The organism is Bacillus taeanensis, assembly GCF_003318295.1.
Taxonomy (GTDB): domain Bacteria; phylum Bacillota; class Bacilli; order Bacillales; family UBA6769; genus Maribacillus; species Maribacillus taeanensis.
Genome location: NZ_QOCW01000001.1, coordinates 430839 through 454126 on the forward strand (window position 1 = coordinate 430839; position 23288 = coordinate 454126).

Genomic DNA, 23288 nt, shown 5'->3' on the forward strand with positions numbered 1-23288 from the left:
GGGAGCAGTTCGTGAAACCACAAACAATATTTGAGAAAATTTGGAATCGTCATATCGTTCATGAAGAAAAGGGAAAACCAGCATTGTTATATATTGACTTACACTTGATTCATGAGGTAACTTCTCCTCAAGCTTTTGAGGGACTTCGGTTAAATAATCGTCCAGTAAGACGTCCAGATTTAACATTTGCGACAATGGATCACAATGTCCCAACAGTTGATCGATACAACCTTCAAGACCAAATTGCAAAAAAGCAAATTGAAACATTAGAAGCAAACTGTAAAGAGTTTGGAATTAAGCTTGCAGACTTAAATAGCCCTGACCAAGGTATCGTCCATGTTATTGGACCTGAGCTTGGCTTAACACAGCCTGGTAAAACAATTGTATGTGGAGATAGCCATACTTCTACACACGGTGCATTTGGAACACTTGCATTTGGAATTGGTACAAGTGAAGTGGAACATGTTTTTGCTACTCAAACATTATGGCAGGCTAAACCAAAAACACTAAAAGTAGAAATAAACGGTAATCTTGCACCTGGAGTAACTTCAAAAGATGTAATTTTATCGATTATTAAAGACAATGGTGTTGGATTTGGAACAGGATATGTAATTGAATTTTGCGGGGAAACAATTCGCAATATGTCAATGGAAGAGCGCATGACCATTTGTAATATGTCGATTGAAGCTGGAGCGAAAGCGGGTTTAATTAGTCCAGATGACACAACGTTTGAGTATTTAAAAGGACGTCGTTACGTGCCGGCAGGTGAAGAGTTTAAAAAAGTAGTAGAAGAGTGGCGTGCCCTTGCAACAGATGAAGGAGCAAAATATGATTCTGAAATTTTAGTAGATGGTACGCAAATTGCACCGCAAGTTACTTGGGGTACAAATCCATCAATGGGACTTTCAATTAATGAAAAGGTTCCAAGCCCGAGTGATTTTACATCAAAAACAGATCAAAAAGCTGTTCAAGAAGCTTTAGAATATATGGGGCTTGAAGCAGGGCAGTCGATTGATGAAGTAGAGGTGCAGCATGTCTTTATCGGCTCCTGTACAAACTCTCGTTTAAGTGATTTAAGAGCAGCTGCAGAAGTTGCCAAAGGTAGAAAAGTGGCTTCAGGTGTAAGAGCAATGGTTGTACCGGGTTCACAGCAAATCAAACAGCGTGCAGAAGAAGAAGGTTTAGATAAAATTTTTACTGAAGCAGGCTTTGAATGGCGTGAGTCTGGGTGCAGTATGTGTCTAGGAATGAACCCTGATACAGTCCCTGAAGGAGAACGCTGTGCTTCCACATCAAACCGAAATTTTGAAGGACGTCAAGGAAAAGGGGCGCGAACTCATCTTGTTAGTCCGACAATGGCAGCAGCAGCAGCTATTGCAGGTAAGTTTGTTGATGTGCGTACGTTCCATAAAGAGTTTGCTTAAGTTAGTAATAATTTTTGTAAGGGAGGGGCTATTATGGAGGCTATTACAGAATATACAGGTAAAGCAGCGGGTTTAAATCGAGTAAATGTAGATACAGATCAAATTATTCCAAAACAGTTTTTAAAGCGTATTGAACGTACAGGCTTTGGAGAATTTGTATTTTTTGATTGGCGTTTTAAATCACCTGGAAAATTAAATGAAAACTTCGAATTGAACTACCCGGAAAATCAAGGTACGACTATATTAGTGGCAGGTGATAACTTTGGATGTGGATCTTCGCGTGAACATGCGCCTTGGGCACTTTTAGATTACGGCTTTAAAGTGATTATTGCTCCAAGTTTTGCCGATATTTTTTATAATAATTGTATGAAAAATGGTATTTTGCCAGTTCGTTTAGATGCCGAAAAAGTTGAAGAGCTTATGAAAAAAACACGTGCTGCTGATTATGAGCTGACGGTTAATTTAAAAGAACAAACAGTAGCAGATAAGGACGGTTTTAAAGAAAGCTTTGAAATTGACCCTTATTGGAAAGAAATGCTTTTAAATGGCTGGGATGAAATTGCTGTCACTTTACGGTATGAAGAACAAATTAAGGCGTATGAAGAGCAGCGTTCATAGAGAGAACTCTTACAAAATCTTGGCAGTTTATAAACTGCCAAGATTTTTATTTAGAAGATTAAATTCAATACGATAGTTACAACTTAAGTGGAATGTATGTATATCGTTTCTTTCTCTTTAGCTTGAGCTTCAGCATTGAAACTGTTAAACTGAAAGCTAACGAAAAAGCTTTAAAGCAGGGAATGTAATCCGGATTACATAAGAGTGGAGCGATTTCATGAGAAATAAAAAAGATTCATCAAAAAACAGTAACATTGTTGAATTTCCCAATTTAGCAAAAAAGCTTACTGATAAAGGAATGAAAGCACTCCAGAATAAGCAGATTAATGATGCAATCGCTTATTTTGCACAGCTTATAGAATTAGAGCCTGAGCATCCACAAGGGCATTACGGAACAGTGCTTTGCTTTATTGAGCTAGAAAGGTTTAATGAAGCAGAGAAGTGGTGTGAAAATATGCTGGAAGACGACATTGGTGATTACTATGAAGTCATGAAAGTATATATGCTGGTGCTTGTTCAGCAGGGGAAATTTGAAAAGGTTATCACAGTACTTGAAAGTGTGCTTGAAGCACCTCATCCATCAAAAGCTGCAGCCGTTTTTGAACAAACGCTTCATCTCGCTCAGGAAGCAATTAATAATGAAGAAAAAGAGGAGATCATAGAAATTGAAGATGATGAACTCCAATTATTAATAAAAGAATTAGACAATGCGGTACCTGAAAAGCAGCTTCATGCGATTGAAATGTTAAGCCGAATTGATAATTCGAAAATTATTGATGCGTATAAAACATTTTTAAAAGATGAACAAAAAGATCCTTTTTTAAAAAGCATGATTTTACAAAGCTTACGAGAAAAAAACATTGATGAGGCAATTCTTATACATAAGTGTAATAAAAAAATGACTGTTTATCCAAACAAGCTCCAAGATGTGTTTAAAGATGAATATGTTCTCCCTGTAAAACAATTATTAAATGAACACATTGAACATCAGAATCCAACACTCTATGGATTAAACCTTCAAATTTGGCTCCACTATTTATATGCCATTTATCCATTGGTTCCAAGTGATCATAATGCAAACGTCTGGGCAGGAGCTCTACATAAAGTAGGTGCGTTTTTTAACGGAATAGAAATTGAAGTAGAAGAATTAGCTGCATGTTATAAGGTGGAAAAAAGCAGCTTGTTGGATGCTGAAAGACAGCTGCTTGAAATCGAAAGAAATACATTTCAAGGAAGAGAATTTCGACATCAAAATTGATATTGGTTGAAAACATGACTTTGTATGTTATAATGTAATGGTTGTAGATGTTACATTTATAAAGAATTTAAAGTAAGAAACATAGACGTTGGAGGGAAAGTATAAATGACTGCAAAATGGGAAAAGTTAGAAGGTAATCAAGGCGTTCTAACCGTTGAAGTTGAAGCAAATGAAGTGAACAATGCACTTGATGAAGCATTTAAAAAAGTTGTAAAGAAAGTAAGCGTACCAGGTTTCCGTAAAGGTAGAATTCCTCGCCCGATCTTTGAAAAACGTTTTGGTGTAGAAGCACTATATCAAGATGCACTTGATATTTTACTGCCAAAAGCTTATTCAGAAGCGGTTGAAGAAGCTAATATTGAGCCAGTAGATCGTCCAGAAGTGGATGTTGAGCAAATGGAAAAAGGTCAAACTTTAATCTTTAAAGCAACTGTAACAGTTAAGCCTGAAGTAACTCTTGGTGAGTACAAAGGTCTTGAAGTTGAAGAAGCAGATACAGCTGTAACAGATGAAGATGTAGAAGCTGAATTAAAATCATTACAAGAAAAGCAAGCAGAACTTGTTGTTGTAGAAGCTGGACAAGTTGAAAACGGCGATACAGTAGTAATCGACTTTGAAGGATTTGTTGATGGTGAAGCATTTGAAGGTGGTAAAGCTGAAAACTATTCTCTTGAAGTAGGTTCAGGTTCATTTATTCCTGGATTTGAAGAGCAGTTAGTTGGTTTAGAAGCTGGAACTGAAAAAGATGTAGAGGTATCATTCCCTGAAGAGTATCATGCCGAAGAGCTTGCTGGTAAGCCTGCCACTTTTAAAGTGAAAGTACATGACATCAAACGCAAAGAATTGCCTGAATTAGACGATGAGTTTGCAAAAGATGTGAACGAAGAAGTAGAAACATTAGATGAATTAAAGGCAAAATTAAGAGAAAAGCTTGAGGCAGATAAAAAACATGCTGCAGAACATCAAAAGCAAGATACAGTTGTAGAAAAAGCAACTGAAAACGCTGAGATTGATCTTCCTGAAGTAATGGTAACAAACGAACAAGATCGCATGATCCAAGAGTTTGAACAGCGTCTTCAAGGGCAAGGTATGAACCTTGATCTTTATTATCAATTCTCTGGTCAAGATGAAACTGCACTTCGTGAACAAATGAAAGAAGATGCAGAAAAGCGTGTTCGTACAAACTTAACGCTTGAAGCAATTGCAGCAGCTGAAAACATTGAAGCTGGTGAAGAAGAAGTAGAAAAAGAGCTTGAAAAAATGGCAGAAATGTATAACATGGAAGTTGCACAAATCAAGCAAATGCTTCAACTTCAAGGTGGAACAGATGCACTTAAGCAAGATTTAAAAATCCGCAAAGCAGTAGAGTTTTTAGTGGAAAATAGTAAAGTTGCAGCAAAATAATAATATTAAGAAACAAGGCGCGATCTAATCGGGCCTTGTTTCTTAAATAAAAATCTTTTTTAAAAAAGGATTTTACGAGAACCATCAAGAATACATAAAAGAAGTAATTCAGCATAACTTTTAGTAAAATTGGTTAAAACTATATCTTTAATACATAATAGTAGAAGAAGGCGTTTTAGTTTCGTTTACATGTTTATCTATGGTAAAATGCAATACATAACATTGATGGTGGATTCAAGATTACAAAAACGAAGAAAAGCAGTCTATTCCACACATATTTTTAGTGTTTCACTGATATTGATATTGACTGTAAGGGGTGAACAATATGTTTAAATTTAATGATGAAAAAGGACAGTTAAAGTGTTCTTTTTGTGGGAAAACACAAGATCAAGTTCGCAAATTAGTTGCAGGACCAGGTGTATACATTTGTGATGAATGCATTGAATTATGTACTGAAATTGTTGAGGAAGAATTAGGTACAGAAGAAGAAGTAGATTTTAAAGAAGTACCAAAGCCGCAAGAGATTAGACAAATATTAGATGACTATGTAATTGGGCAGGATCAAGCCAAAAAATCCCTTGCTGTAGCTGTATATAACCATTATAAACGTATTAATGCCACTCAAAAATCAGATGATGTCGAACTTGCAAAAAGTAACATTGTGATGCTTGGACCAACAGGTAGTGGTAAAACATTGCTTGCTCAAACTTTAGCACGAATTTTAAATGTTCCATTTGCGATTGCAGATGCCACGTCATTAACAGAAGCGGGTTATGTTGGAGAAGATGTTGAAAACATTTTATTAAAACTAATTCAAGCAGCTGATTATGATGTTGAAAAAGCTGAAAAAGGCATTATTTACATTGATGAAATTGATAAGGTTGCTCGAAAGTCTGAAAATCCTTCTATTACGCGTGATGTATCGGGAGAAGGGGTACAGCAGGCACTTCTTAAGATTTTAGAAGGAACGACAGCAAGTGTACCACCTCAAGGAGGAAGAAAACATCCTCATCAAGAGTTTATTCAAATCGATACAACCAATATTTTATTTATTTGCGGTGGTGCGTTTGATGGGATTGAACAGATTGTTAAACGCCGCCTTGGTAAAAAAGTAATTGGATTTGGTTCTGAAGGTAAAAAAGAAGAATTAAGAGAAGGCGAATACTTAACGAAAGTACTGCCTGAAGATTTACTTCGCTATGGATTAATTCCAGAATTTATTGGCCGTCTTCCGGTATTAGCAAGTCTAGAACAGCTTGATGAAGAGGCATTAGTAGAAATTTTAACAAAACCTAAAAATGCACTTGTAAAACAATACCAGAAGCTTCTTGATTTAGATGGTGTTGAATTAGAATTTACAGAGGATGCTTTAAAAGAAATATCAAAACTTGCAATTGAACGTAAAACAGGTGCACGTGGTTTACGTTCAATCATTGAAGGAATTATGCTTGATGTCATGTTTGAGCTGCCGTCAAGAGAAGATATTTCAAAATGTATTATTACTAAAGAAACAGTAGTGGACAATATGGGTCCAAAATTAATTCTTGAAGATGGTACGGTTATTGAGAATGATAAAGAAACACCAAAAGAAAGTGCTTAACCAACTAAGTTTACTTAGTTGGTTTTTTATTGTGGTGCAGTTAATCAACAGCGCTCATTCAGCTCATGTATAAAAAGTTTTTCTAATAAAATTGTTAAGAATTTCGTTTAGTCTACTACCTGCTCGGAGATACTAGTAACATCTTATTGAAGCAGGAGGCGAAGTTAAAGGTTATGAACTGGACGGGAATTGTAATCGTTGTTCAGCTTTTTTTCGGAGTAATCATTGGACTATATTTTTTAAATCTACTTCGAAACCAGAGAACACAAAAAGTATCAATAGATAAAGAATCAAAAAAAGAAATGGAACAGCTTCAAAAATTGCGTGCCATTTCCTTAACGAAGCCGCTCGCGGAAAAAGTAAGACCATCAAGTTTTAAGGAAATTATTGGACAAGAAGATGGTATTCGTGCATTAAGAGCAGCCATTTGTGGTCCTAATCCTCAGCATGTTATTATTTATGGACCACCGGGAGTAGGGAAAACAGCAGCAGCCCGGCTCGTTTTGGAAGAAGCGAAGCGAAATAAAAATACTCCTTTTCGACCTACTGCAGTGTTTGTAGAGCTTGATGCTACGACGGCTCGCTTTGATGAAAGAGGAATTGCCGATCCTTTAATAGGTTCTGTACACGACCCTTTATATCAAGGTGCAGGAGCGATGGGGCAGGCTGGCATTCCACAGCCAAAACAAGGAGCGGTAACAAAAGCGCATGGTGGTGTATTATTTATTGATGAAATTGGAGAATTACATCCAATTCAAATGAATAAATTACTTAAAGTATTAGAAGATCGTAAAGTGTTTCTTGAGAGTGCTTACTACAATGAAGAAAATCAAACAATTCCAACCCATATTCACGATATCTTTCAAAAAGGGCTGCCGGCTGATTTTCGGTTAATTGGTGCGACTACAAGGGGAGCGCATGAAATTCCACCGGCCATTCGTTCGAGATGTGTAGAAATATATTTTAGAGAACTTACTCAAAATGAAATTAAAACAATTGCAATGCGTGCAGCTCAAAAAATTAACTGTCACATTGATCCCAAAGCAGTTAGTTTAACTTCGATGTATGCCAAAAATGGCCGTGAAGCAGTTAATATGATCCAAATAGCAGCCGGTTTAGCGATGGCTGAAAACCGGGACAAAATTTTGCTTGGAGATATTGAATGGGTAGTTTATTCCAGCCAGATGCCGCCACGACCAGAACGACAAATTCCTAAAGAGTCAACAATAGGACTTGTAAATGGTCTTGCTGTATATGGAGCAAATACAGGGGCATTGCTTGAAATTGAGGCAACGGTAAAAAAAGCGGAAGAAAAGATAGGGAAAGTGACGATTACAGGAATTATTGAAGAAGAAAGTATGGGTGACCAAGGGAAGTCTGTACGCCGTAAAAGCTTAGCAAAAGGTTCGGTTGAAAATGTGTTAACGGTATTAAAAAACATGGGAATTCGAGTATCAGATTATGATATACATATTAATTTTCCTGGTGGAGCTCCAGTGGATGGACCATCTGCAGGAATTGCGATTGCAACAGCAATCGTTTCTGCCATCCAAAATGTGAAAGTAAATGAAAAAGCAGCAATGACAGGTGAGATGAGCATTAGAGGAAAAGTGAAGCCTGTTGGCGGCATTGTTGCAAAAGTGTTAGCAGCTAAAGAAGCAGGTGCTGAAAAGGTTATTATTCCAATAGAAAATAATAGTGAGATGCTTAGGGAAATGGACGGAATTAGTATTATTGCTGTATCCGAATTCCAAGAAGTGTTGGATGCTGTACTTCTTCCTGAATCGGATCAAGAAGAAGTTATTCCGGCATCAACAGGAATGAATCAGTCTCCGCCTACGAAAATATAGGTTCGGAGACTTTTTCTGGTCAACTAATTAACAAATAAAACCATTTAAACCGATCTTTGTCGAAAAAAAGGTATTTTAGATTAGACAAAGGCTTCTATTATAGGATAAAATTGTACAAAGTTCACTTTTATACGATTGAGCCAATGTGAAAAGCAGTTGAGAGTAAAAACATGTCGTCATGTAGCATGAAAGTCTTGGAGGTGTGAGGGAAATGGCGAGTCATAAGTCTAGAACGCTTCCCCTTCTGCCATTACGAGGATTACTAGTCTACCCTTCCATGGTAATCCATCTTGATGTAGGACGTGAAAAGTCTGTACAAGCACTTGAAACCGTAATGATGGGGGACCAGCATATATTTTTAGCAACACAAAAAGAGGTTTCGACAGAGGAACCAATGCAGGAAGATATTTATGAGATTGGAACACTTGCAAAAGTAAAGCAAATGTTAAAGCTGCCAAACGGTACACTACGAGTATTAGTAGAAGGAGTGCAGCGAGGAGAAATCAATACGTTTCTTGAAAATGAAAACTATTTTGAAGTGGATATTGATCTTGTGGAGGAAGCTGAACGAAAAGGTATTGAAGAACAAGCATTAATGAGAACTGCCCTGCAGGCATTTGAACAGTATATTAAGGTTTCCAACAAAGTAACAAATGAAACATTGGCATCTGTTCAAGATATTGAAGAGCCAGGACGTTTAGCTGATGTGATTGCCTCTCATTTATCACTGCGTGTTCGTGAAAAGCAGGAGATACTAGAAACCATTGATGTAAAAGAACGATTGAATAATGTCATTAAAATTTTAAATAATGAAAAAGAAGTCTTGGATTTAGAGAAGAAAATAGGTCAGCGTGTTAAACAGTCAATGGAAAAAACACAAAAAGAATACTATCTTCGTGAACAAATGAAAGCCATTCAGCAGGAGCTGGGAGAAAAAGAAGGAAAATCAGGCGAAATAGAAACTCTGACTGAAAAAATTGAAGAAGCAAACATGCCTGAGAATGTGAAAGAAATAGCGCTCAAAGAGTTAAACCGTTATGAAAAAATTCCAGCAAGTTCTGCAGAAAGCTCTGTTATCCGTAATTATATTGATTGGCTTTTAAACTTACCATGGTCAAAGGAAACAGAAGATCATATCGATTTACATCATACAGAAAATATTTTAAATGAAGATCACTACGGTTTAGACAAAGTAAAAGAACGTGTTTTAGAATATTTAGCTGTACAGCAGTTAACAAAATCCATAAAAGGGCCGATTCTTTGTTTAGCAGGTCCTCCAGGAGTAGGTAAAACGTCACTTGCACGTTCAATTGCAAAGGCATTAAATCGTAACTTTGTAAGAGCATCTCTTGGTGGTGTGCGCGATGAAGCTGAGATTCGTGGACATAGGCGTACGTATGTAGGAGCAATGCCGGGGCGAATTATTCAAGGAATGAAAAAAGCTGGGTCCATTAATCCAGTTTTTCTATTAGACGAAATTGATAAAATGTCTAATGATTTTAGGGGTGATCCGTCAGCAGCACTTTTAGAAGTGCTTGATCCTGAACAAAATCATACGTTTAGTGATCATTATATTGAAGAGCCTTATGATCTTTCTAAAGTGATGTTTATTGCAACAGCGAATAATATTGGAACGATTCCAGGACCGCTTTTAGATCGGATGGAAGTTATTACAATACCAGGCTATACAGAAGTTGAAAAAGTACACATTGCAAAAGAGCATTTAATTCCGAAACAAATGAAAGAGCATGGACTTGATAAAGGGAAGCTGCAGATTCGTGATGAATCCATTATAAAGTTAATTCGCTATTATACAAGAGAAGCAGGAGTACGTAATTTAGAGCGTCAAGCTGCGGCAGTTTGTCGAAAAGCGGCAAAGCAGATTGTCGGGGAAGAACAAAAGCGTGTTATTTTAACTGAAAATAAGCTGGAGGACTTTTTAGGAAAACCAAAATTCCGATACGGTCAGGCTGAAGAGCAGGACCAAGTTGGCGCGGCAACAGGCCTTGCCTATACAACAGCAGGAGGCGACACGCTGTCCATTGAAGTATCTATTTATCCAGGAAAAGGAAAGTTGATTTTAACGGGGAAACTTGGCGATGTAATGAAAGAATCCGCACAAGCAGCGTTTAGCTATATTCGTTCACGCTCAGAGGAACTGAATATTGATCCTGATTTTCATGAAAAGAATGATATTCATATTCATGTTCCTGAAGGTGCTACACCAAAAGATGGGCCATCAGCAGGTATTACAATGGCGACAGCACTTGTTTCAGCTTTAACAGGAAATGCTGTACGTAAAGAAGTAGGAATGACAGGGGAAATTACCTTAAGAGGACGTGTTCTTCCGATTGGCGGATTAAAAGAAAAATCGTTAAGCGCCCATCGTGCAGGCTTAACAACAATTATTTTGCCGAAAGAAAATGAAAAAGATTTAGATGATATTCCGGAAAGTGTTCGAAAGGATTTAACATTTATTGCGGTTTCTCATCTTGATGAAGTATTAAAACATGCGTTAGTAGGGGAGAAGAAATGAAAGTAACAAAAGCTGACATTGTGATTAGTGCAGTAAAACCAGAACAATATCCAAAAACCCACTTGCCTGAAATTGCATTAGCAGGCAGATCGAATGTTGGAAAATCTTCACTAATCAACAAATTAATTAATCGAAAAAATTTAGCACGTACCTCCTCAAAACCTGGGAAAACTCAAACATTGAATTTTTATTTAATCAATGAAATGCTGCACTTTGTGGATGTACCAGGCTATGGGTATGCAAAGGTATCAAAAAAAGAACGTGAAGCATGGGGAAAAATGATTGAAACATATATGCTTGAACGTGAACAGTTGAAGGCAGTTGTTCATATTGTTGATGTACGTCATGAGCCTACGAAAGATGATCAAATGATGTATAACTTTTTAAAACACTTTGAGCTTCCTGTTATTGTTGTTGCAACAAAGGCAGACAAAATTCCAAAAGGGAAATGGCAAAAGCATTTAAAAGTTGTACGTGAAACATTAAATATGGCTAAAGAAGATTCGTTAGTATTGTTTTCTTCTGAATCCGGTTATGGAAAGGACACTGTTTGGAAAACAATTCAACAATATCTTTAAATAAAAGAGGGTGACCCAATTCGGGTCACCCTCTTTTTTAGTTAATATTACCAATAATACAGGAAAAATAACAGCATGTTTAAGCATATGGCAACTGCAGCATGCTCAGAGCCTGTGAAGCGGTATTATACTGATAGAAGGTCTAATATAGAAATTGTGGAAAAATTCGGTTATTAGTAACATTAGAAATATATGTTATTTTCAATTAATTAGAGGTTTCATTTTTATTAATTGAAGGTACAGTATATTGAAAGGGGAGATAGGTAGAAATGAATAAGAAAAAAATTGGGTTTTTATTGACATTCTTTTTTCTAAGTATTCTTTTACTTTCAGCATGCGGCAGCAGTGAAAGCACAAATGAGCAGCCGGAAGAAGGAAGCGGAGAAGAAAGCGCAAGTAATTTAGAATTAAATGAAGAAGGTGTCTTTCATTTTGTTGCTTCTGGTGAATTTAAACCATTTAGTTATTTTGATGAAAATGGAGAATTAACAGGTTTTGATGTTGAAATTGGTAAAGCATTGGCTGAGGAAATGGGATTAGAAGCAAAAGCGGAAGCAACGCCATTTTCAGGAATGATTGCTGGTATAAATGCAGATCGCTTTGATGCTGCGGTAGCAAGTATGGGAATTACAGAAGAGCGCGCCCAGAAAGTTGACTTCTCAGATCCATATTACATATCAGGCGCTCAAGTATTTACAAGACCCGACAGTGACATTCAAGGGTTAGATGATCTTAATGATGAAACAGAAGTTGCGGTAGGTCTAGCAACAACCTATGAGACGTTAGCAAAAGATTACACGACTAATATTCAAACATATGACAGTGATGTAACGGCTTTACGTGCACTTGATCAAGGAGAGCATGATGCGGTTATAACGGACTTAATTGTTGGGGAAATTGCCATTGAAGAAAGCGGCTTTAGCCTTGAACCTCGCGGGGAAGTAGCCGGAGTAGACGAAATGGCGGTAGCTGTTAAAAAAGGTGATGAAAACCTCCTTCAAGAAATTAATCGTGCCCTTGAAGCGATTAAAGAAAATGGCACATATTTAGAAATTAGTGAGAAGTACTTTGGAAGAGATATTAGTAAGCAGCCAGAAAGTTAAGACAAATAAGGATGAAAATAATGTGCGCGTAGTGAGCGCACATTATTTCATATTAAGGAGTGGATCGCATTGCCTAATATTGGACATATCTTTGCAGAACTTTATCGAACCTATCCACTATTTTTAGAAGCATTAGTGGTTACCCTCCAATTAACAATTGCTTCAATTTTAATAGGAACAATTATTGGTTTATTTGTAGCCTTATTAAAATTATCTCATCTTCCAGGTGGGAAATGGGTTGCTGATTTTTACATAACAATTGTGAGGGCTACTCCCCTTATTGTTCAAATTTTTGTTTTATATTTTGGACTAAAAAATGTAATTGATTTAGGGCAGTTTTGGTCAGCGGCATTGGCGCTCGCTTTTCATAACGGAGCTTATATTGCTGAAATTTTTCGGGGGACGATTCAGTCCATTGATAAAGGACAAATGGAAGCAGGCCGCTCGCTTGGCATGACAAAAACGTTAACAATGAGACGAATTATCCTGCCTCAAGCATTTAAGCGCGCCATTCCCCCGCTTGGAAATCAGTTTATTATTGGTTTAAAAGATTCCTCACTTGCTGCATTTATTGCGATGAATGAATTATTTGCACAAGCTAGAAGATTGGCAGCTGCTACATATGATGAAATGACATTTTATATTATTGTTGCCATCTATTATCTTGTTCTCGTATTAATTTTCTCCTTTATTGTCAATAAAGTGGAGAAAAAGCTGGCAGCTGGAGATTGAAGAGGAGGGGAATAAAATGACCGAAAAAAAAGAAATGATTAAAGTTGAAAAATTAAATAAATCATTTGGCGATCTCCATGTTTTAAAAGATATTGATCTGCGTGTGAAAGAAAATGATGTTGTTGTTTTAATCGGAGCAAGCGGTTCAGGGAAAAGTACGCTGCTTAGATGTTTAAATTTTCTTGAAATCAAAAATAGTGGGAAGATCCTTATTGAAGGTAAGCAGATTGAACCTTCAAAAGATGATTTGAACAAAGTAAGACAAAAGGTTGGAATGGTTTTTCAACATTTTAATTTATTTCCTCATAAAACCGTGTTAGAAAATGTTATTGAGGCTCCTTTAATGGTTAAGAAGCTAAAAAAAGAACAAGCTGTTAAAGAAGCAAAAGAACTTCTTAAAAAAGTAGGGCTGGCAGATAAAGAGGATGTGTATCCTTCAAAATTATCAGGAGGGCAAAAGCAGCGTGTAGCCATTGCGCGCTCACTGGCAATGAAGCCGGATATTATGCTGTTTGATGAACCAACATCAGCTCTAGATCCGGAACTTGTTGGTGAAGTGCTTGCCGCAATGAAGGAGCTTGCAAAAGAAGGAATGACAATGGTTGTTGTCACACATGAAATGGGCTTTGCTAAAGAAGTAGCGGATTGGGTTGTTTATATGAATGATGGGCGTATTGTAGAGGTTGGCCACCCAGAACAATTATTTGATGATCCACAAGAACAGCGCACCCAAGAATTTTTAAGCACCATTTTGTAATCGAAAAGCCAAAACAGTCGAAGCTGTTTTGGCTTTTTTATTGATTATTTTTTAGAAAATAAAAAGTATAAGCCTATCGCAATAAATCCAATTGGCCATATTTGTTCAATGATTAAAAGGTTGGCGCCCATCCACTCTTGAAATCCTTTGTAAAATAATTCAGCTAAAGAAAGAATAAGGAGCATCATGCCGATTAACAGTCCACCATTTCTTGTTCGCTGATACGTAATTAAAAAGGAAATACTAACAATTAATGTATAAATACCCCATGTTTTCGGCCAAAATACTACTAGTTTGCTTAAATGAAAATGAATGCCAAAACCAAGAAGTAAAATGCCGGGAAACAAAGCATAGTGATCATGATTTAAAAAGGATTGAGCCAAAAAAGCTAAACCGATAATGATAAGAAATGTTGGCCAACTGTTTAAAGGTTCAAGAAATGGAAGAGGAAAGTTATTAAGTAGAAAATAAAGACCCATACCAATTAATAGTACTCCTAAAAAGATTCCTTGTTTTTTCATGAGAGCCTCCTCTAATGTGAAGTGTACTTCTTTTGCTTCTTTTGTCGTTTTTTGATAAATTATATAAAGTAATGTAAAATAAGAAGAATACAAAACACTCTTATCATATCATAAGGTTTCAAATTGTGTTCACATTTATTTTGAATGCAATGTTCTTTGACATGATATAATACAGAAAGCATAGATATAGAAGATTCGTTTAGTAAATGATTAAATTTGGGGGTGAATCGATTGCATATTCTTGTTGTTGGTTTAAATCATAAAACGGCCCCTGTTGAAATACGTGAAAAGCTAACATTTAATGAGGCTGAAATTCCAAATGCACTAAAGACATTAAAAAATGCAAAAAGTATTTTGGAATGCGTGATTGTCTCAACATGCAATCGCACTGAATTATATGTTGTGGCAGATCAACTTCACACTGGTCGTTATTATACAAAAGCGTTTCTAGCAGATTGGTTTAATCTTGAAAAAGAAACATTTACACCATATTTAAGAATTCGGGAAGATGAAGCAGCTGTTGAACACTTGTTTCGTGTTGTAAGTGGTCTTGATTCTATGATTTTAGGAGAAACGCAAATTTTAGGACAAGTTCGCAGCAGTTTCTTACTTTCGCAAGAAGCAGAAGCAACAGGGACAATTTTTAACCATTTGTTTAAACAAGCTGTCACATTAGCAAAGAAATCCCACTCTGAAACTGAAATCGGTGAATCAGCTGTCTCTGTAAGTTATGCAGCGGTTGAATTAGCCAAAAAAATCTTTGGAGATTTACAGAATAAACATGTTTTAATACTTGGTGCAGGCAAAATGGGAGAATTAACAGCTAAAAACCTGCAGGGCAGCGGTGTAAAACGTGTGACAGTTGTCAATCGAACAGTAGAAAAAGCATCAGAGTTAGCAAACCGCTTTATGGGTCAAGCTAAATCAATGGATGCGCTTCAGTCAGCAATTATTGAAGCGGACATTGTAATTAGTTCGACTGGTTCCAAAGAGTATGTGGTGACAAAAGAGCTTGCAGCACCTGCTGTTAAAAAGCGAAAAGGTCGTCCATTATTTATGGTTGATATTGCAGTGCCGCGTGACTTAGATCCTGCTTTAGACGAACTTGAGAGTGTTTTTCTTTATGACATTGATGATCTTGAAGGCATTGTGGAAGCGAATTTAAAAGAGCGCCAAAAAGAAGCTGAAAAAATTGAGTTAATGATTGAAGCAGAAATTGTAGAATTTCAGTCTTGGCTGAACACATTAGGTGTTGTACCACTTATTTCGGCACTGCGAACAAAAGCATTAACGATCCAAGCAGAAACAATGGAAAGCATTGAACGGAAGCTGCCCGATTTAACGGAACGAGAGCGAAAAGTACTTCGCAAACATACAAAAAGTATTGTAAATCAGCTGTTAAAAGATCCAATCTTACGTGTAAAAGAGATGGCAGCAGAACCAAAGGCGGATCAAACATTAGATACGTTTGTTAAAATTTTTGCTATTGAAGAAGAAGTTCAAAAAGAACTTGCAAAACAAGCCCAAAGCAATAAATCTGTGGAAACAGAAAAAGACCAAAGATGGACACAACCACCACTTTTTAAGAAGATGCCGCTTCGCTCCTAAAGGAGAGGAGATATTAAGCATTGCTTACAATGAATTGGCTTTATAGTATAATCATTATACTTTACGCATTAAGCGTACTGGGATATTTTATTGACTTTTTACAAAACAACCAGAGGGCAAACCGTATCGCCTTCTGGTTGCTTTCTATTGTTTGGGTTTTTCAAACAATCTTTTTTGTCCTAACTGTCATTGAATTAAAAAGATTTCCAATTTTAACACCTGTAGAAGGTCTCTATTTTTTTGCTTGGGGGATTGTGACGTTATCACTTGTGATTAATTGGTTTTTCCGCGTTGATTTTTTTGTGTTTTTTGCAAATGTATTAGGCTTTATTATTATGTCCATTCACTTATTTGCACCGCGGGAGCAAATCTCCACAATTTTAACAGATCAGCTAATTTCTGAGCTATTAATGATTCATATTACGATGGCTTTTTTATCGTATACAGCATTTTCAATCTCATTTATATTTTCAATCATGTATATTTTACAATTTCAAATGTTAAAAAATAAGCAATGGAGCAAAAGGCTGATTCGCTTTGGGAGCCTTTCACAGTTGGAGCAAATGTCGTTTTACTGCAACATGCTTGGTGTCCCTTTGTTATTGTTAAGTCTTATTCTTGGGCTTGTTTGGGCTGGAATTAAATTAGACGGTTTTAATTATTTTGATACGAAAGTCGTTATTTCCTTTATTGTACTGCTCACATATAGTTCTTATTTGTATCAAAAAGTTGCTAAAAATCGTCAAGGGAAGTTTTTAGCTTTATGGAATAATGCTGCGTTTTTAATTGTGTTAATTAATATCTTTTTATCAAGTATGCTTTCAAATTTCCATTTATGGTATCAATAATTACAGCTATATAGACTTAAGTTGAGAATTTCACACAACGTGCAAAAAATGAAGTTAGATAGTTGGAATGGTGACTGGAGGAATAACATGCGAAAAATTATTATTGGTTCAAGAAGAAGTAAACTTGCCTTAACGCAAACAAAGTGGGTAATTGAACAGCTTAAAAAGCTTGAGCTGCCTTTTGAGTTTGAAGTAAAAGAAATTGTTACAAAAGGTGATCGTATCTTAGATGTCACCTTATCAAAAGTTGGTGGAAAAGGTTTATTTGTCAAAGAAATCGAAGAAGCGATGTTTAATAAAGAAATTGATATGGCTGTTCACAGCATGAAAGATATGCCTGCAGTGCTGCCAGAAGGGTTAACGGTAAATTGTACGCCGGTTCGTGCTGATCATCGCGATGTTTTAATTTCTAATGAGTATCATTCATTAAAAGAACTGCCAGAAGGTGCTGTTGTCGGAACGAGCAGTTTAAGACGTGCCGCACAAGTTCTTGCTCAAAGACCGGATCTTAAAATTCAATCAATACGCGGCAATATTGATACACGTCTTCGAAAACTCGAAGAAGAAGATTTTGATGCCATTATTTTAGCTGCAGCTGGTTTAGAGCGTATGGGTTGGTCTGAAGACATCGTAACAGAGTATTTAGAACCGGAGATTTGTGTGCCGGCTGTTGGACAAGGATCGCTTGCAATTGAATGTCGTAAAGATGACGAGGAGCTGTTGGATCTTTTAAGTAAACTAAATGATCCAACCACATTTAAAGCAGTGGCAAGTGAGCGGGCTTTTCTCCATACGCTTGAAGGTGGCTGTCAAGTACCTATTGCTGGTTTTGCAGTAGTGAAAGAGGATGGAACAATTCAATTAACAGGTCTTGTTGGAGAACCAGACGGCTCAACTATTATTTCAGATACAATGGAAGGACAAGAGCCTCTAGCACTTGGTGAAACGTTAGCAAAACGTTTAAAGGAACGCGGTGCAAAAGAAATTTTAGATCGTGTGAAAGAGGAACTTGATGCATGAGAAGCGAACAAAAGCCGCTTTTTGGTAAAAAAATATTAATTACAAGATCAAAACAACAGGCGGCAAGCTTTTCTAATAAAGTCCAGGAGCTGGGAGGGATTCCGATTCAAATCCCGCTTATTTCTATCCAGCAGCCTTCAACTATCAGGCCTGTCACACAAGCGATTTCTAAGTTAGATACGTTTCATTGGATTATCTTTACGAGCACAAATGGAGTGAAATTCTTCTTAAATGCCCTTAAAGAAGAAAGCATCGACACAGCGATTCTTAAAAATAATCGAATTGCAGTTGTTGGAAGAAAAACACTAGAAGTTTTAGAAGATGCCGGAATAAAAGTGGATCTTGTCCCAACAGAATTTGTTGCAGAAGCATTAATTGATGAATTAAAGCAGCAAATGAAAGAAGGGGAAGCAGTTTTACTGCCAAGAGGTAATTTAGCACGTGATGTTCTGCCAAATGAATTAAGGAAACTTGGTGCTTCTGTTACAGATATTGTTGTATATGAGACAGTATTATACGATGGGCATAAACAAGAGCTGTATGAGTTAATAAAAAACAAACAAATTGATGTCGTGACGTTTACAAGTTCTTCAACGGTTCATCATTTTGTTCAACTTCTTGAAGGTACTGATTGGCGGAACTATATAGATTCTATTATATTGGCGGCTATTGGACCAATTACCGCTGAGACGTTAGAACATTATCATTTAATACCAACTGTTACGGCAGAACAATATACAATAAATGGATTGCTTCATTCAATTGTTGAAATCATTGCTAAGGGGGATTCAGACTATGAGTAATTTACATTTTCGCCGAAACCGTCGTTTGCGCCGCAGTTCAAGTATGCGTGCGTTAGTAAGAGAAACAACATTACATAAAGAAGATTTTATTTACCCTGTTTTTGCTGTTGAAGGAGAACATATTAAAAAGGAAGTTCCTTCAATGCCAGGTGTTTATCACTTTTCACTAGATCTTTTAAACGAAGAAATTCAAGAAGTTTCAGATCTTGGGATTCAATCGATAATTGTGTTTGGAGTACCGAATGAAAAAGATGAGGTTGGTTCATCTGCTTATTGTGAGCATGGAATTGTTCAAAAGGCCATTTCGCAAATCAAAGAAGCATTTCCGCATTTAACTGTGATTGCAGATACCTGTCTTTGTCAATTTACAGACCATGGCCATTGTGGTGTAGTGGAAAACGGTGATGTTTTAAATGATGAAAGCCTTGAGCTTTTAGCAAAAACAGCTGTTTCTCAAGCAAGAGCAGGCGCTGACATTATTGCGCCATCCAATATGATGGACGGTTTTGTAGCAGCTATTCGCCAAGGATTAGATGAAGCCGGGTTTACTGATGTTCCAATCATGTCGTATGCTGTAAAATATGCATCAGCCTTTTACGGACCATTCCGTGATGCTGCCCACAGTGCCCCGCAGTTTGGCGATCGCAAAACTTATCAAATGGACCCAGCGAATCGTCTTGAAGCGCTGAGAGAAGCGGAATCAGATATTGAAGAAGGCGCTGATTTCTTAATGGTAAAGCCGGCTCTTTCTTATTTAGATATTATTCGTGAACTAAAAGATCGCTATCCTCTTCCAATTGTTGCTTACAATGTTAGCGGAGAATATGCAATGATCAAGGCAGCAAGTCAAAATGGTTGGGTAAATGAAAAAGAGATTGTTCTTGAAAAATTAACAAGCATGAAGCGTGCTGGAGCGGATTTAATTTTAACTTATTTTGCAAAAGATGCTGCAAGATGGATTGAAGAAGCGTAATAACTATTTATTAAAGAAAGGACGTGAAACGATGAAATCATTTGATCGTTCAAAATCTGCATTTGAGAAAGCGAAGCATGTAATGCCTGGCGGTGTAAATAGTCCTGTACGCGCGTTTAAATCTGTTCACTTAGATCCAATTTATATGGAGCGCGGCAAAGGGTCAAAAATTTATGATATTGATGGAAATGAATATATTGATTATGTACTGTCATGGGGTCCACTTATTTTAGGACATGCCAATGATCAAGTAGTAGAAGCTTTAAAAGAAGTGACTGAAAAAGGAACAAGCTTTGGAGCGCCGCATGAACTGGAAACAAAATTAGCGGAACTTGTCATTGAACGTGTGCCATCCATTGAAGTGGTCCGTATGGTAAATTCAGGAACAGAAGCGACGATGAGTGCGCTTCGTCTTGCGAGAGGCTATACAGGCCGCAATAAAATTATTAAGTTTGAAGGCTGTTACCACGGCCATGGTGATTCATTATTGATTAAAGCAGGCTCCGGGGTTGCTACATTAGGTTTACCTGATAGCCCAGGTGTACCAGAAGGGATTGCTCAAAATACGATTACAGTCCCATATAATGATCTTGAAAGTATTCGTTATGCGTTTGAACAATTTGGTGATGATATTGCTGGGGTCATTGTTGAACCAGTTGCTGGAAATATGGGAGTTGTACCACCGCAGCCGGGCTTTTTAGAAGGGTTACGTGACATTACGGAAAGACACGGTTCCTTACTAATTTTTGATGAAGTGATGACAGGTTTTCGCGTAGCGTATGGCTGTGCACAGGAACATTTTGGCGTCACACCTGACCTTACTTGCTTAGGAAAAGTAATCGGTGGGGGATTACCGGTTGGAGCATATGGTGGGAAACGTGAAATTATGGAAAGAATCGCCCCAAGCGGTCCGATTTATCAAGCAGGAACATTATCAGGAAATCCACTTGCAATGGCAGCTGGCTATACAACACTTTCGCAGTTAACGAGAGAGACGTATGAAGAATTTAATAAAAAAGCTGCTCGTCTAGAAGAAGGGCTTTCTGAAGCGGCTAAGAAATATAACATCCCACATTCAATTAATCGTGCTGGATCGATGGTTGGTCTTTTCTTTACAGGAGAAGAAGTGATTAACTATGAAGCAGCAAAATCTTCTGACTTAGAATTTTTTGCCGCTTACTTCCGTGAAATGATTGAAGAAGGGGTGTCGCTGCCGCCGTCTCAATTTGAAGGTTTATTTTTATCAACAGCACATACAGACGAAGATATTGAAAAAACGATTAAAGCTGCTGAACAGGCATTTGCTAAGTTGAAATCCTAGTACATAATCCGCTCTTATTTAAAGGGCGGATTATTTCTGTTAATAAAACATATAAGGAAGTCTATAATAGAAGGTCAACAAAAAGTTAATGAGAAACGATACATAAACACTATACATAAAATGGTTGTCTAGGGCATACACCTGTAATGTATTTATTTATCTATAAAAAGGAGGAGAAGGGGGATGTCCTACGACCAAGGTTCTAACCTGCGTTTTTCAATTGAAGAGTCTATTTGGCTTAAAAAAGGACATGAAATTGCAGATATTTTAGCAATTTCCTTAGAACCAAACATTGTGGTTGAAGAACATGGGGAGTATGTGTCTGTTCGAGGTACACTGCAGCTGGAAGGAGAATTTCAATCAAAGGATCAGCAAAATGTACAGGAAGATTCAACGATTGATTCTTTTTTTAGCAATCAGATGTCTTACCGGTCTATTCATGAAGTTTCTGTAAATGAAGAGGGAACAGCTGAGTTTAAGCATCGTTTCCCAGTAGATATTACAATTCCTTTATCACGTGTAAATAATTTAGATGAAATTTTTGTAACTGTCGAATCTTTTGATTATGCCATTCCAAATCATCATTGTTTACAGTTAACGGCCGATTTAGCAATTAGCGGCATTCAAGAAGAGGCAAAGAAGACTCAACCAACCTATGAAACGGTTGATACAGTGGAAGAAGAAATAAGAAATGAAGAAGATGAACCGCTGGAGGATGAAGAAGTAGAGGAATACTTACAAAATGATGATTATTATGAAGAGGAATTTAATCATGAAACCACTCATACGGCACCGCTATTTGAAGTGGAAGTAAGAAAAGAAGAAGCAGATATTTTGCCGTTTAATCAGGAAGTAGAAGAAGAAAGAAATCAAGATGTAGATCCACAAGTTCCACAGATTGAAGTAAAAAGCAATATCCATGCACTAAATCCTAAGGAAGAGGAAGAGCAGCCATTTTCATCATTAAAAAATTTAAGTGAGCAGCATATTAACATTCAACCTCGGAAAGAAGAGCGTGAGGAAATAGCAGCACAGGAAGAAGCGGCTGTCGAAGAAATAGAGCCTTCTGCAAGTAAAAACGAGGCACCACCTGAGTCACATCGGGAAGAAAACGCCCTCTATTTAACAAAAATATTAGCCAGAGAAGAAGAAGAGTTTGCAAAGTTAAGAATGTGTATTGCTCAGCCTGGAGAGACATTAAGTACGATTGCAGAGCGTTATGAAGTCTCATTGAGCAATTTGCTTCGTATCAATTCATTAGAAAAAGAGGAGATTAAAGAAGGGCAAATACTATATATCCCACAAAGTGCTGGTAAATAATTGGATTTAGATATGGACAATCTTGAGAATGTATTAAAAGATTATCAGCTGGACTTGAAAATGATTGAAGAAAAACATGGGGTGTATAAAGTTAGTGCAAAGGAAGGCATGTTTGCGCTCAAAAAAATCAATCGTTCTAAACGAAATCAGCGTATTTTTGAAACTAATTACTTCTATTTAGCTCATAAAGGTTTTAAAAACATCGTTCCTATTTACCGAACAAAGCAAAATCAAGCTACGGTAACGACTGAACACTTTTTTTATTACTTAATGCCGTGGGTTAAATATGAAAAAGTCGGCTCTAAAGATTATTATAAATCTTTTATGAGCGATTTAGCTGAGATGCATGCAGCAGCTATGGATGAAACTTTTAGTCAAACAGAATTACAATCTGCTTATCAAAGACTTGAAAACCATTTGAAGAAGCGAAAAGAAATTCTAGAATCCTATGCCCGAATGGCGGAAAAAAGAGTATATATGTCTCCGTTTGATTATGAATTTATGGATCTTTTTCCGTACTTTATACAGGCGGTTGACAGGTCGCTTTATTATCAGCATCAATGGTATAAAAACGCAAAAGAAAAAAGCCATTACCGAAGAGCTGTTTGTCACGGTAAGCTTTCTTCAAATCATTATTGTTTTTCGAATAACAATCGTTTTTTTATTTCCGTTGATCATCTTACTTTTGATCATCCAGTAAAAGATTTAGCGCGTGCTGTTCATAGCATATTAAAAATTGATTCTTTTAAAGAGGAGGATATTGAGGGACTGCTTCCTATTTATCAAAAAAAAATCCCGTTGTTCGAGGATGAAAAAGAATTATTAAAAGCTTATTTAATTTATCCGAAGCATGTTTTTCAAGTAGTTGACCTCTATTATCAAGCCAAAAGAGATATAAGCGAATATTTAGTAATAAAAAGCTTTAAAAGATCAACGAAAATATTTAATAAGCACGAGGCATTTGTAAATAAAATGAATGAGTCTGAACACATATAGCACCCGCTGTATGTGTTT

Annotated in this window: 20 protein-coding genes; 19 read left to right on the plus strand and 1 reads right to left on the minus strand. The window is 36.8% G+C overall.

The annotated features are described in order from the left end of the window. The first annotated feature begins 11 nt into the window (after window positions 1-11). The 11 genes from leuC (at window position 12) to DS031_RS02155 (ending at window position 13860) form a co-directional block, all read left to right on the plus strand. Window positions 12-1424: a 3-isopropylmalate dehydratase large subunit gene (gene leuC / locus DS031_RS02105; RefSeq protein WP_113804265.1), complete on the plus strand. Its 1413-nt coding sequence runs from the start codon at window positions 12-14 to the stop codon at window positions 1422-1424. Between the two features lie 33 nt (window positions 1425-1457). After that, window positions 1458-2042 (plus strand): 3-isopropylmalate dehydratase small subunit, encoded by a 585-nt coding sequence (gene leuD, locus DS031_RS02110; RefSeq protein ID WP_113804266.1) that lies wholly within the window; start codon window positions 1458-1460, stop codon window positions 2040-2042. Window positions 2043-2259: 217 nt separating this feature from the next. Further along, on the plus strand, window positions 2260-3300 hold the full coding sequence (locus DS031_RS02115) for a tetratricopeptide repeat protein (RefSeq protein ID WP_113804267.1): 1041 nt from the start codon (window positions 2260-2262) through the stop codon (window positions 3298-3300). Window positions 3301-3405: 105 nt separating this feature from the next. Next, window positions 3406-4704: a trigger factor gene (gene tig / locus DS031_RS02120; RefSeq protein WP_113804268.1), complete on the plus strand. Its 1299-nt coding sequence runs from the start codon at window positions 3406-3408 to the stop codon at window positions 4702-4704. 325 nt (window positions 4705-5029) lie between these two features. Further along, window positions 5030-6304, plus strand: a complete 1275-nt coding sequence (clpX, locus tag DS031_RS02125; RefSeq protein ID WP_113804269.1) for an ATP-dependent protease ATP-binding subunit ClpX — start codon at window positions 5030-5032, stop codon at window positions 6302-6304. Window positions 6305-6477: 173 nt separating this feature from the next. Beyond that, a complete protein-coding gene (lonB, locus tag DS031_RS02130) occupies window positions 6478-8154 on the plus strand; it encodes an ATP-dependent protease LonB (RefSeq protein ID WP_113804270.1) in 1677 nt (558 codons plus the stop codon). Window positions 8155-8365: 211 nt separating this feature from the next. Next, a complete protein-coding gene (gene lon, locus DS031_RS02135) occupies window positions 8366-10690 on the plus strand; it encodes an endopeptidase La (RefSeq protein ID WP_113804271.1) in 2325 nt (774 codons plus the stop codon). Next, a complete protein-coding gene (gene yihA, locus DS031_RS02140; protein ID WP_113804272.1) occupies window positions 10687-11268 on the plus strand; it encodes a ribosome biogenesis GTP-binding protein YihA/YsxC in 582 nt (193 codons plus the stop codon). The genes lon and yihA overlap by 4 nt, the downstream gene beginning before the upstream one ends. A 269-nt stretch (window positions 11269-11537) precedes the next feature. Then, window positions 11538-12371, plus strand: coding sequence for a transporter substrate-binding domain-containing protein (locus DS031_RS02145; protein ID WP_113804273.1), 834 nt, complete (start codon window positions 11538-11540; stop codon window positions 12369-12371). 69 nt (window positions 12372-12440) lie between these two features. After that, on the plus strand, window positions 12441-13103 hold the full coding sequence (locus DS031_RS02150; RefSeq protein ID WP_113804274.1) for an amino acid ABC transporter permease: 663 nt from the start codon (window positions 12441-12443) through the stop codon (window positions 13101-13103). 16 nt (window positions 13104-13119) lie between these two features. Continuing rightward, entirely contained in the window at window positions 13120-13860 is a 741-nt protein-coding gene (locus DS031_RS02155) for an amino acid ABC transporter ATP-binding protein (RefSeq protein WP_113804275.1), read from the plus strand. 44 nt (window positions 13861-13904) lie between these two features. On the opposite strand, the gene DS031_RS02160 is transcribed toward DS031_RS02155, so the two are convergent. Beyond that, window positions 13905-14381: a LiaF transmembrane domain-containing protein gene (locus DS031_RS02160; protein WP_113804276.1), complete on the minus strand. Its 477-nt coding sequence runs from the start codon at window positions 14379-14381 to the stop codon at window positions 13905-13907. A gap of 231 nt (window positions 14382-14612) precedes the next feature. Here DS031_RS02160 and hemA point away from each other — a divergent pair, with 231 nt between their 5' ends. The 8 genes from hemA to DS031_RS02200 all read left to right on the plus strand — a co-directional run bounded on the left by hemA (window position 14613) and on the right by DS031_RS02200 (window position 23270). Next, window positions 14613-15989, plus strand: a complete 1377-nt coding sequence (gene hemA, locus DS031_RS02165) for a glutamyl-tRNA reductase (RefSeq protein WP_113804277.1) — start codon at window positions 14613-14615, stop codon at window positions 15987-15989. A 29-nt stretch (window positions 15990-16018) separates the two neighbouring features. Continuing rightward, a complete protein-coding gene (locus DS031_RS02170) occupies window positions 16019-16837 on the plus strand; it encodes a cytochrome C assembly family protein (RefSeq protein ID WP_113804343.1) in 819 nt (272 codons plus the stop codon). 87 nt (window positions 16838-16924) lie between these two features. Continuing rightward, the gene (hemC, locus tag DS031_RS02175; protein WP_113804278.1) at window positions 16925-17857 is read left to right on the plus strand and encodes a hydroxymethylbilane synthase; all 933 of its coding nucleotides are present in this window, start codon (window positions 16925-16927) and stop codon (window positions 17855-17857) included. Beyond that, on the plus strand, window positions 17854-18660 hold the full coding sequence (locus tag DS031_RS02180) for a uroporphyrinogen-III synthase (RefSeq protein WP_113804279.1): 807 nt from the start codon (window positions 17854-17856) through the stop codon (window positions 18658-18660). The genes hemC and DS031_RS02180 overlap by 4 nt, the downstream gene beginning before the upstream one ends. Continuing rightward, window positions 18653-19633: a porphobilinogen synthase gene (gene hemB / locus DS031_RS02185; RefSeq protein WP_113804280.1), complete on the plus strand. Its 981-nt coding sequence runs from the start codon at window positions 18653-18655 to the stop codon at window positions 19631-19633. Before DS031_RS02180 ends, hemB begins: the two co-directional genes overlap by 8 nt. Before the next feature lie 31 nt (window positions 19634-19664). Then, a complete protein-coding gene (hemL, locus tag DS031_RS02190; RefSeq protein ID WP_113804344.1) occupies window positions 19665-20954 on the plus strand; it encodes a glutamate-1-semialdehyde 2,1-aminomutase in 1290 nt (429 codons plus the stop codon). A 183-nt stretch (window positions 20955-21137) separates the two neighbouring features. Further along, on the plus strand, window positions 21138-22274 hold the full coding sequence (spoVID, locus tag DS031_RS02195; RefSeq protein WP_113804281.1) for a stage VI sporulation protein D: 1137 nt from the start codon (window positions 21138-21140) through the stop codon (window positions 22272-22274). Continuing rightward, on the plus strand, window positions 22275-23270 hold the full coding sequence (locus tag DS031_RS02200) for a protein kinase family protein (protein ID WP_113804282.1): 996 nt from the start codon (window positions 22275-22277) through the stop codon (window positions 23268-23270). The last annotated feature ends 18 nt before the right edge of the window (window positions 23271-23288 follow it).

Bases quoted from the DNA above. Each gene is read 5' to 3' on its own strand.
- leuD (WP_113804266.1), top strand. From the start codon at position 1,458: ATGGAGGCTATTACAGAATATACAGGTAAAGCAGCGGGTTTAAATCGA.
- DS031_RS02115 (WP_113804267.1), top strand. From the start codon at position 2,260: ATGAGAAATAAAAAAGATTCATCAAAAAACAGTAACATTGTTGAATTT.
- tig (WP_113804268.1), top strand. From the start codon at position 3,406: ATGACTGCAAAATGGGAAAAGTTAGAAGGTAATCAAGGCGTTCTAACC.
- clpX (WP_113804269.1), top strand. From the start codon at position 5,030: ATGTTTAAATTTAATGATGAAAAAGGACAGTTAAAGTGTTCTTTTTGT.
- lonB (WP_113804270.1), top strand. From the start codon at position 6,478: ATGAACTGGACGGGAATTGTAATCGTTGTTCAGCTTTTTTTCGGAGTA.
- lon (WP_113804271.1), top strand. From the start codon at position 8,366: ATGGCGAGTCATAAGTCTAGAACGCTTCCCCTTCTGCCATTACGAGGA.
- yihA (WP_113804272.1), top strand. From the start codon at position 10,687: ATGAAAGTAACAAAAGCTGACATTGTGATTAGTGCAGTAAAACCAGAA.
- DS031_RS02145 (WP_113804273.1), top strand. From the start codon at position 11,538: ATGAATAAGAAAAAAATTGGGTTTTTATTGACATTCTTTTTTCTAAGT.
- DS031_RS02155 (WP_113804275.1), top strand. From the start codon at position 13,120: ATGACCGAAAAAAAAGAAATGATTAAAGTTGAAAAATTAAATAAATCA.
- DS031_RS02160 (WP_113804276.1), bottom strand. From the start codon at position 14,381: ATGAAAAAACAAGGAATCTTTTTAGGAGTACTATTAATTGGTATGGGT.
- DS031_RS02170 (WP_113804343.1), top strand. From the start codon at position 16,019: ATGAATTGGCTTTATAGTATAATCATTATACTTTACGCATTAAGCGTA.
- hemC (WP_113804278.1), top strand. From the start codon at position 16,925: ATGCGAAAAATTATTATTGGTTCAAGAAGAAGTAAACTTGCCTTAACG.
- DS031_RS02180 (WP_113804279.1), top strand. From the start codon at position 17,854: ATGAGAAGCGAACAAAAGCCGCTTTTTGGTAAAAAAATATTAATTACA.
- hemB (WP_113804280.1), top strand. From the start codon at position 18,653: ATGAGTAATTTACATTTTCGCCGAAACCGTCGTTTGCGCCGCAGTTCA.
- hemL (WP_113804344.1), top strand. From the start codon at position 19,665: ATGAAATCATTTGATCGTTCAAAATCTGCATTTGAGAAAGCGAAGCAT.
- spoVID (WP_113804281.1), top strand. From the start codon at position 21,138: ATGTCCTACGACCAAGGTTCTAACCTGCGTTTTTCAATTGAAGAGTCT.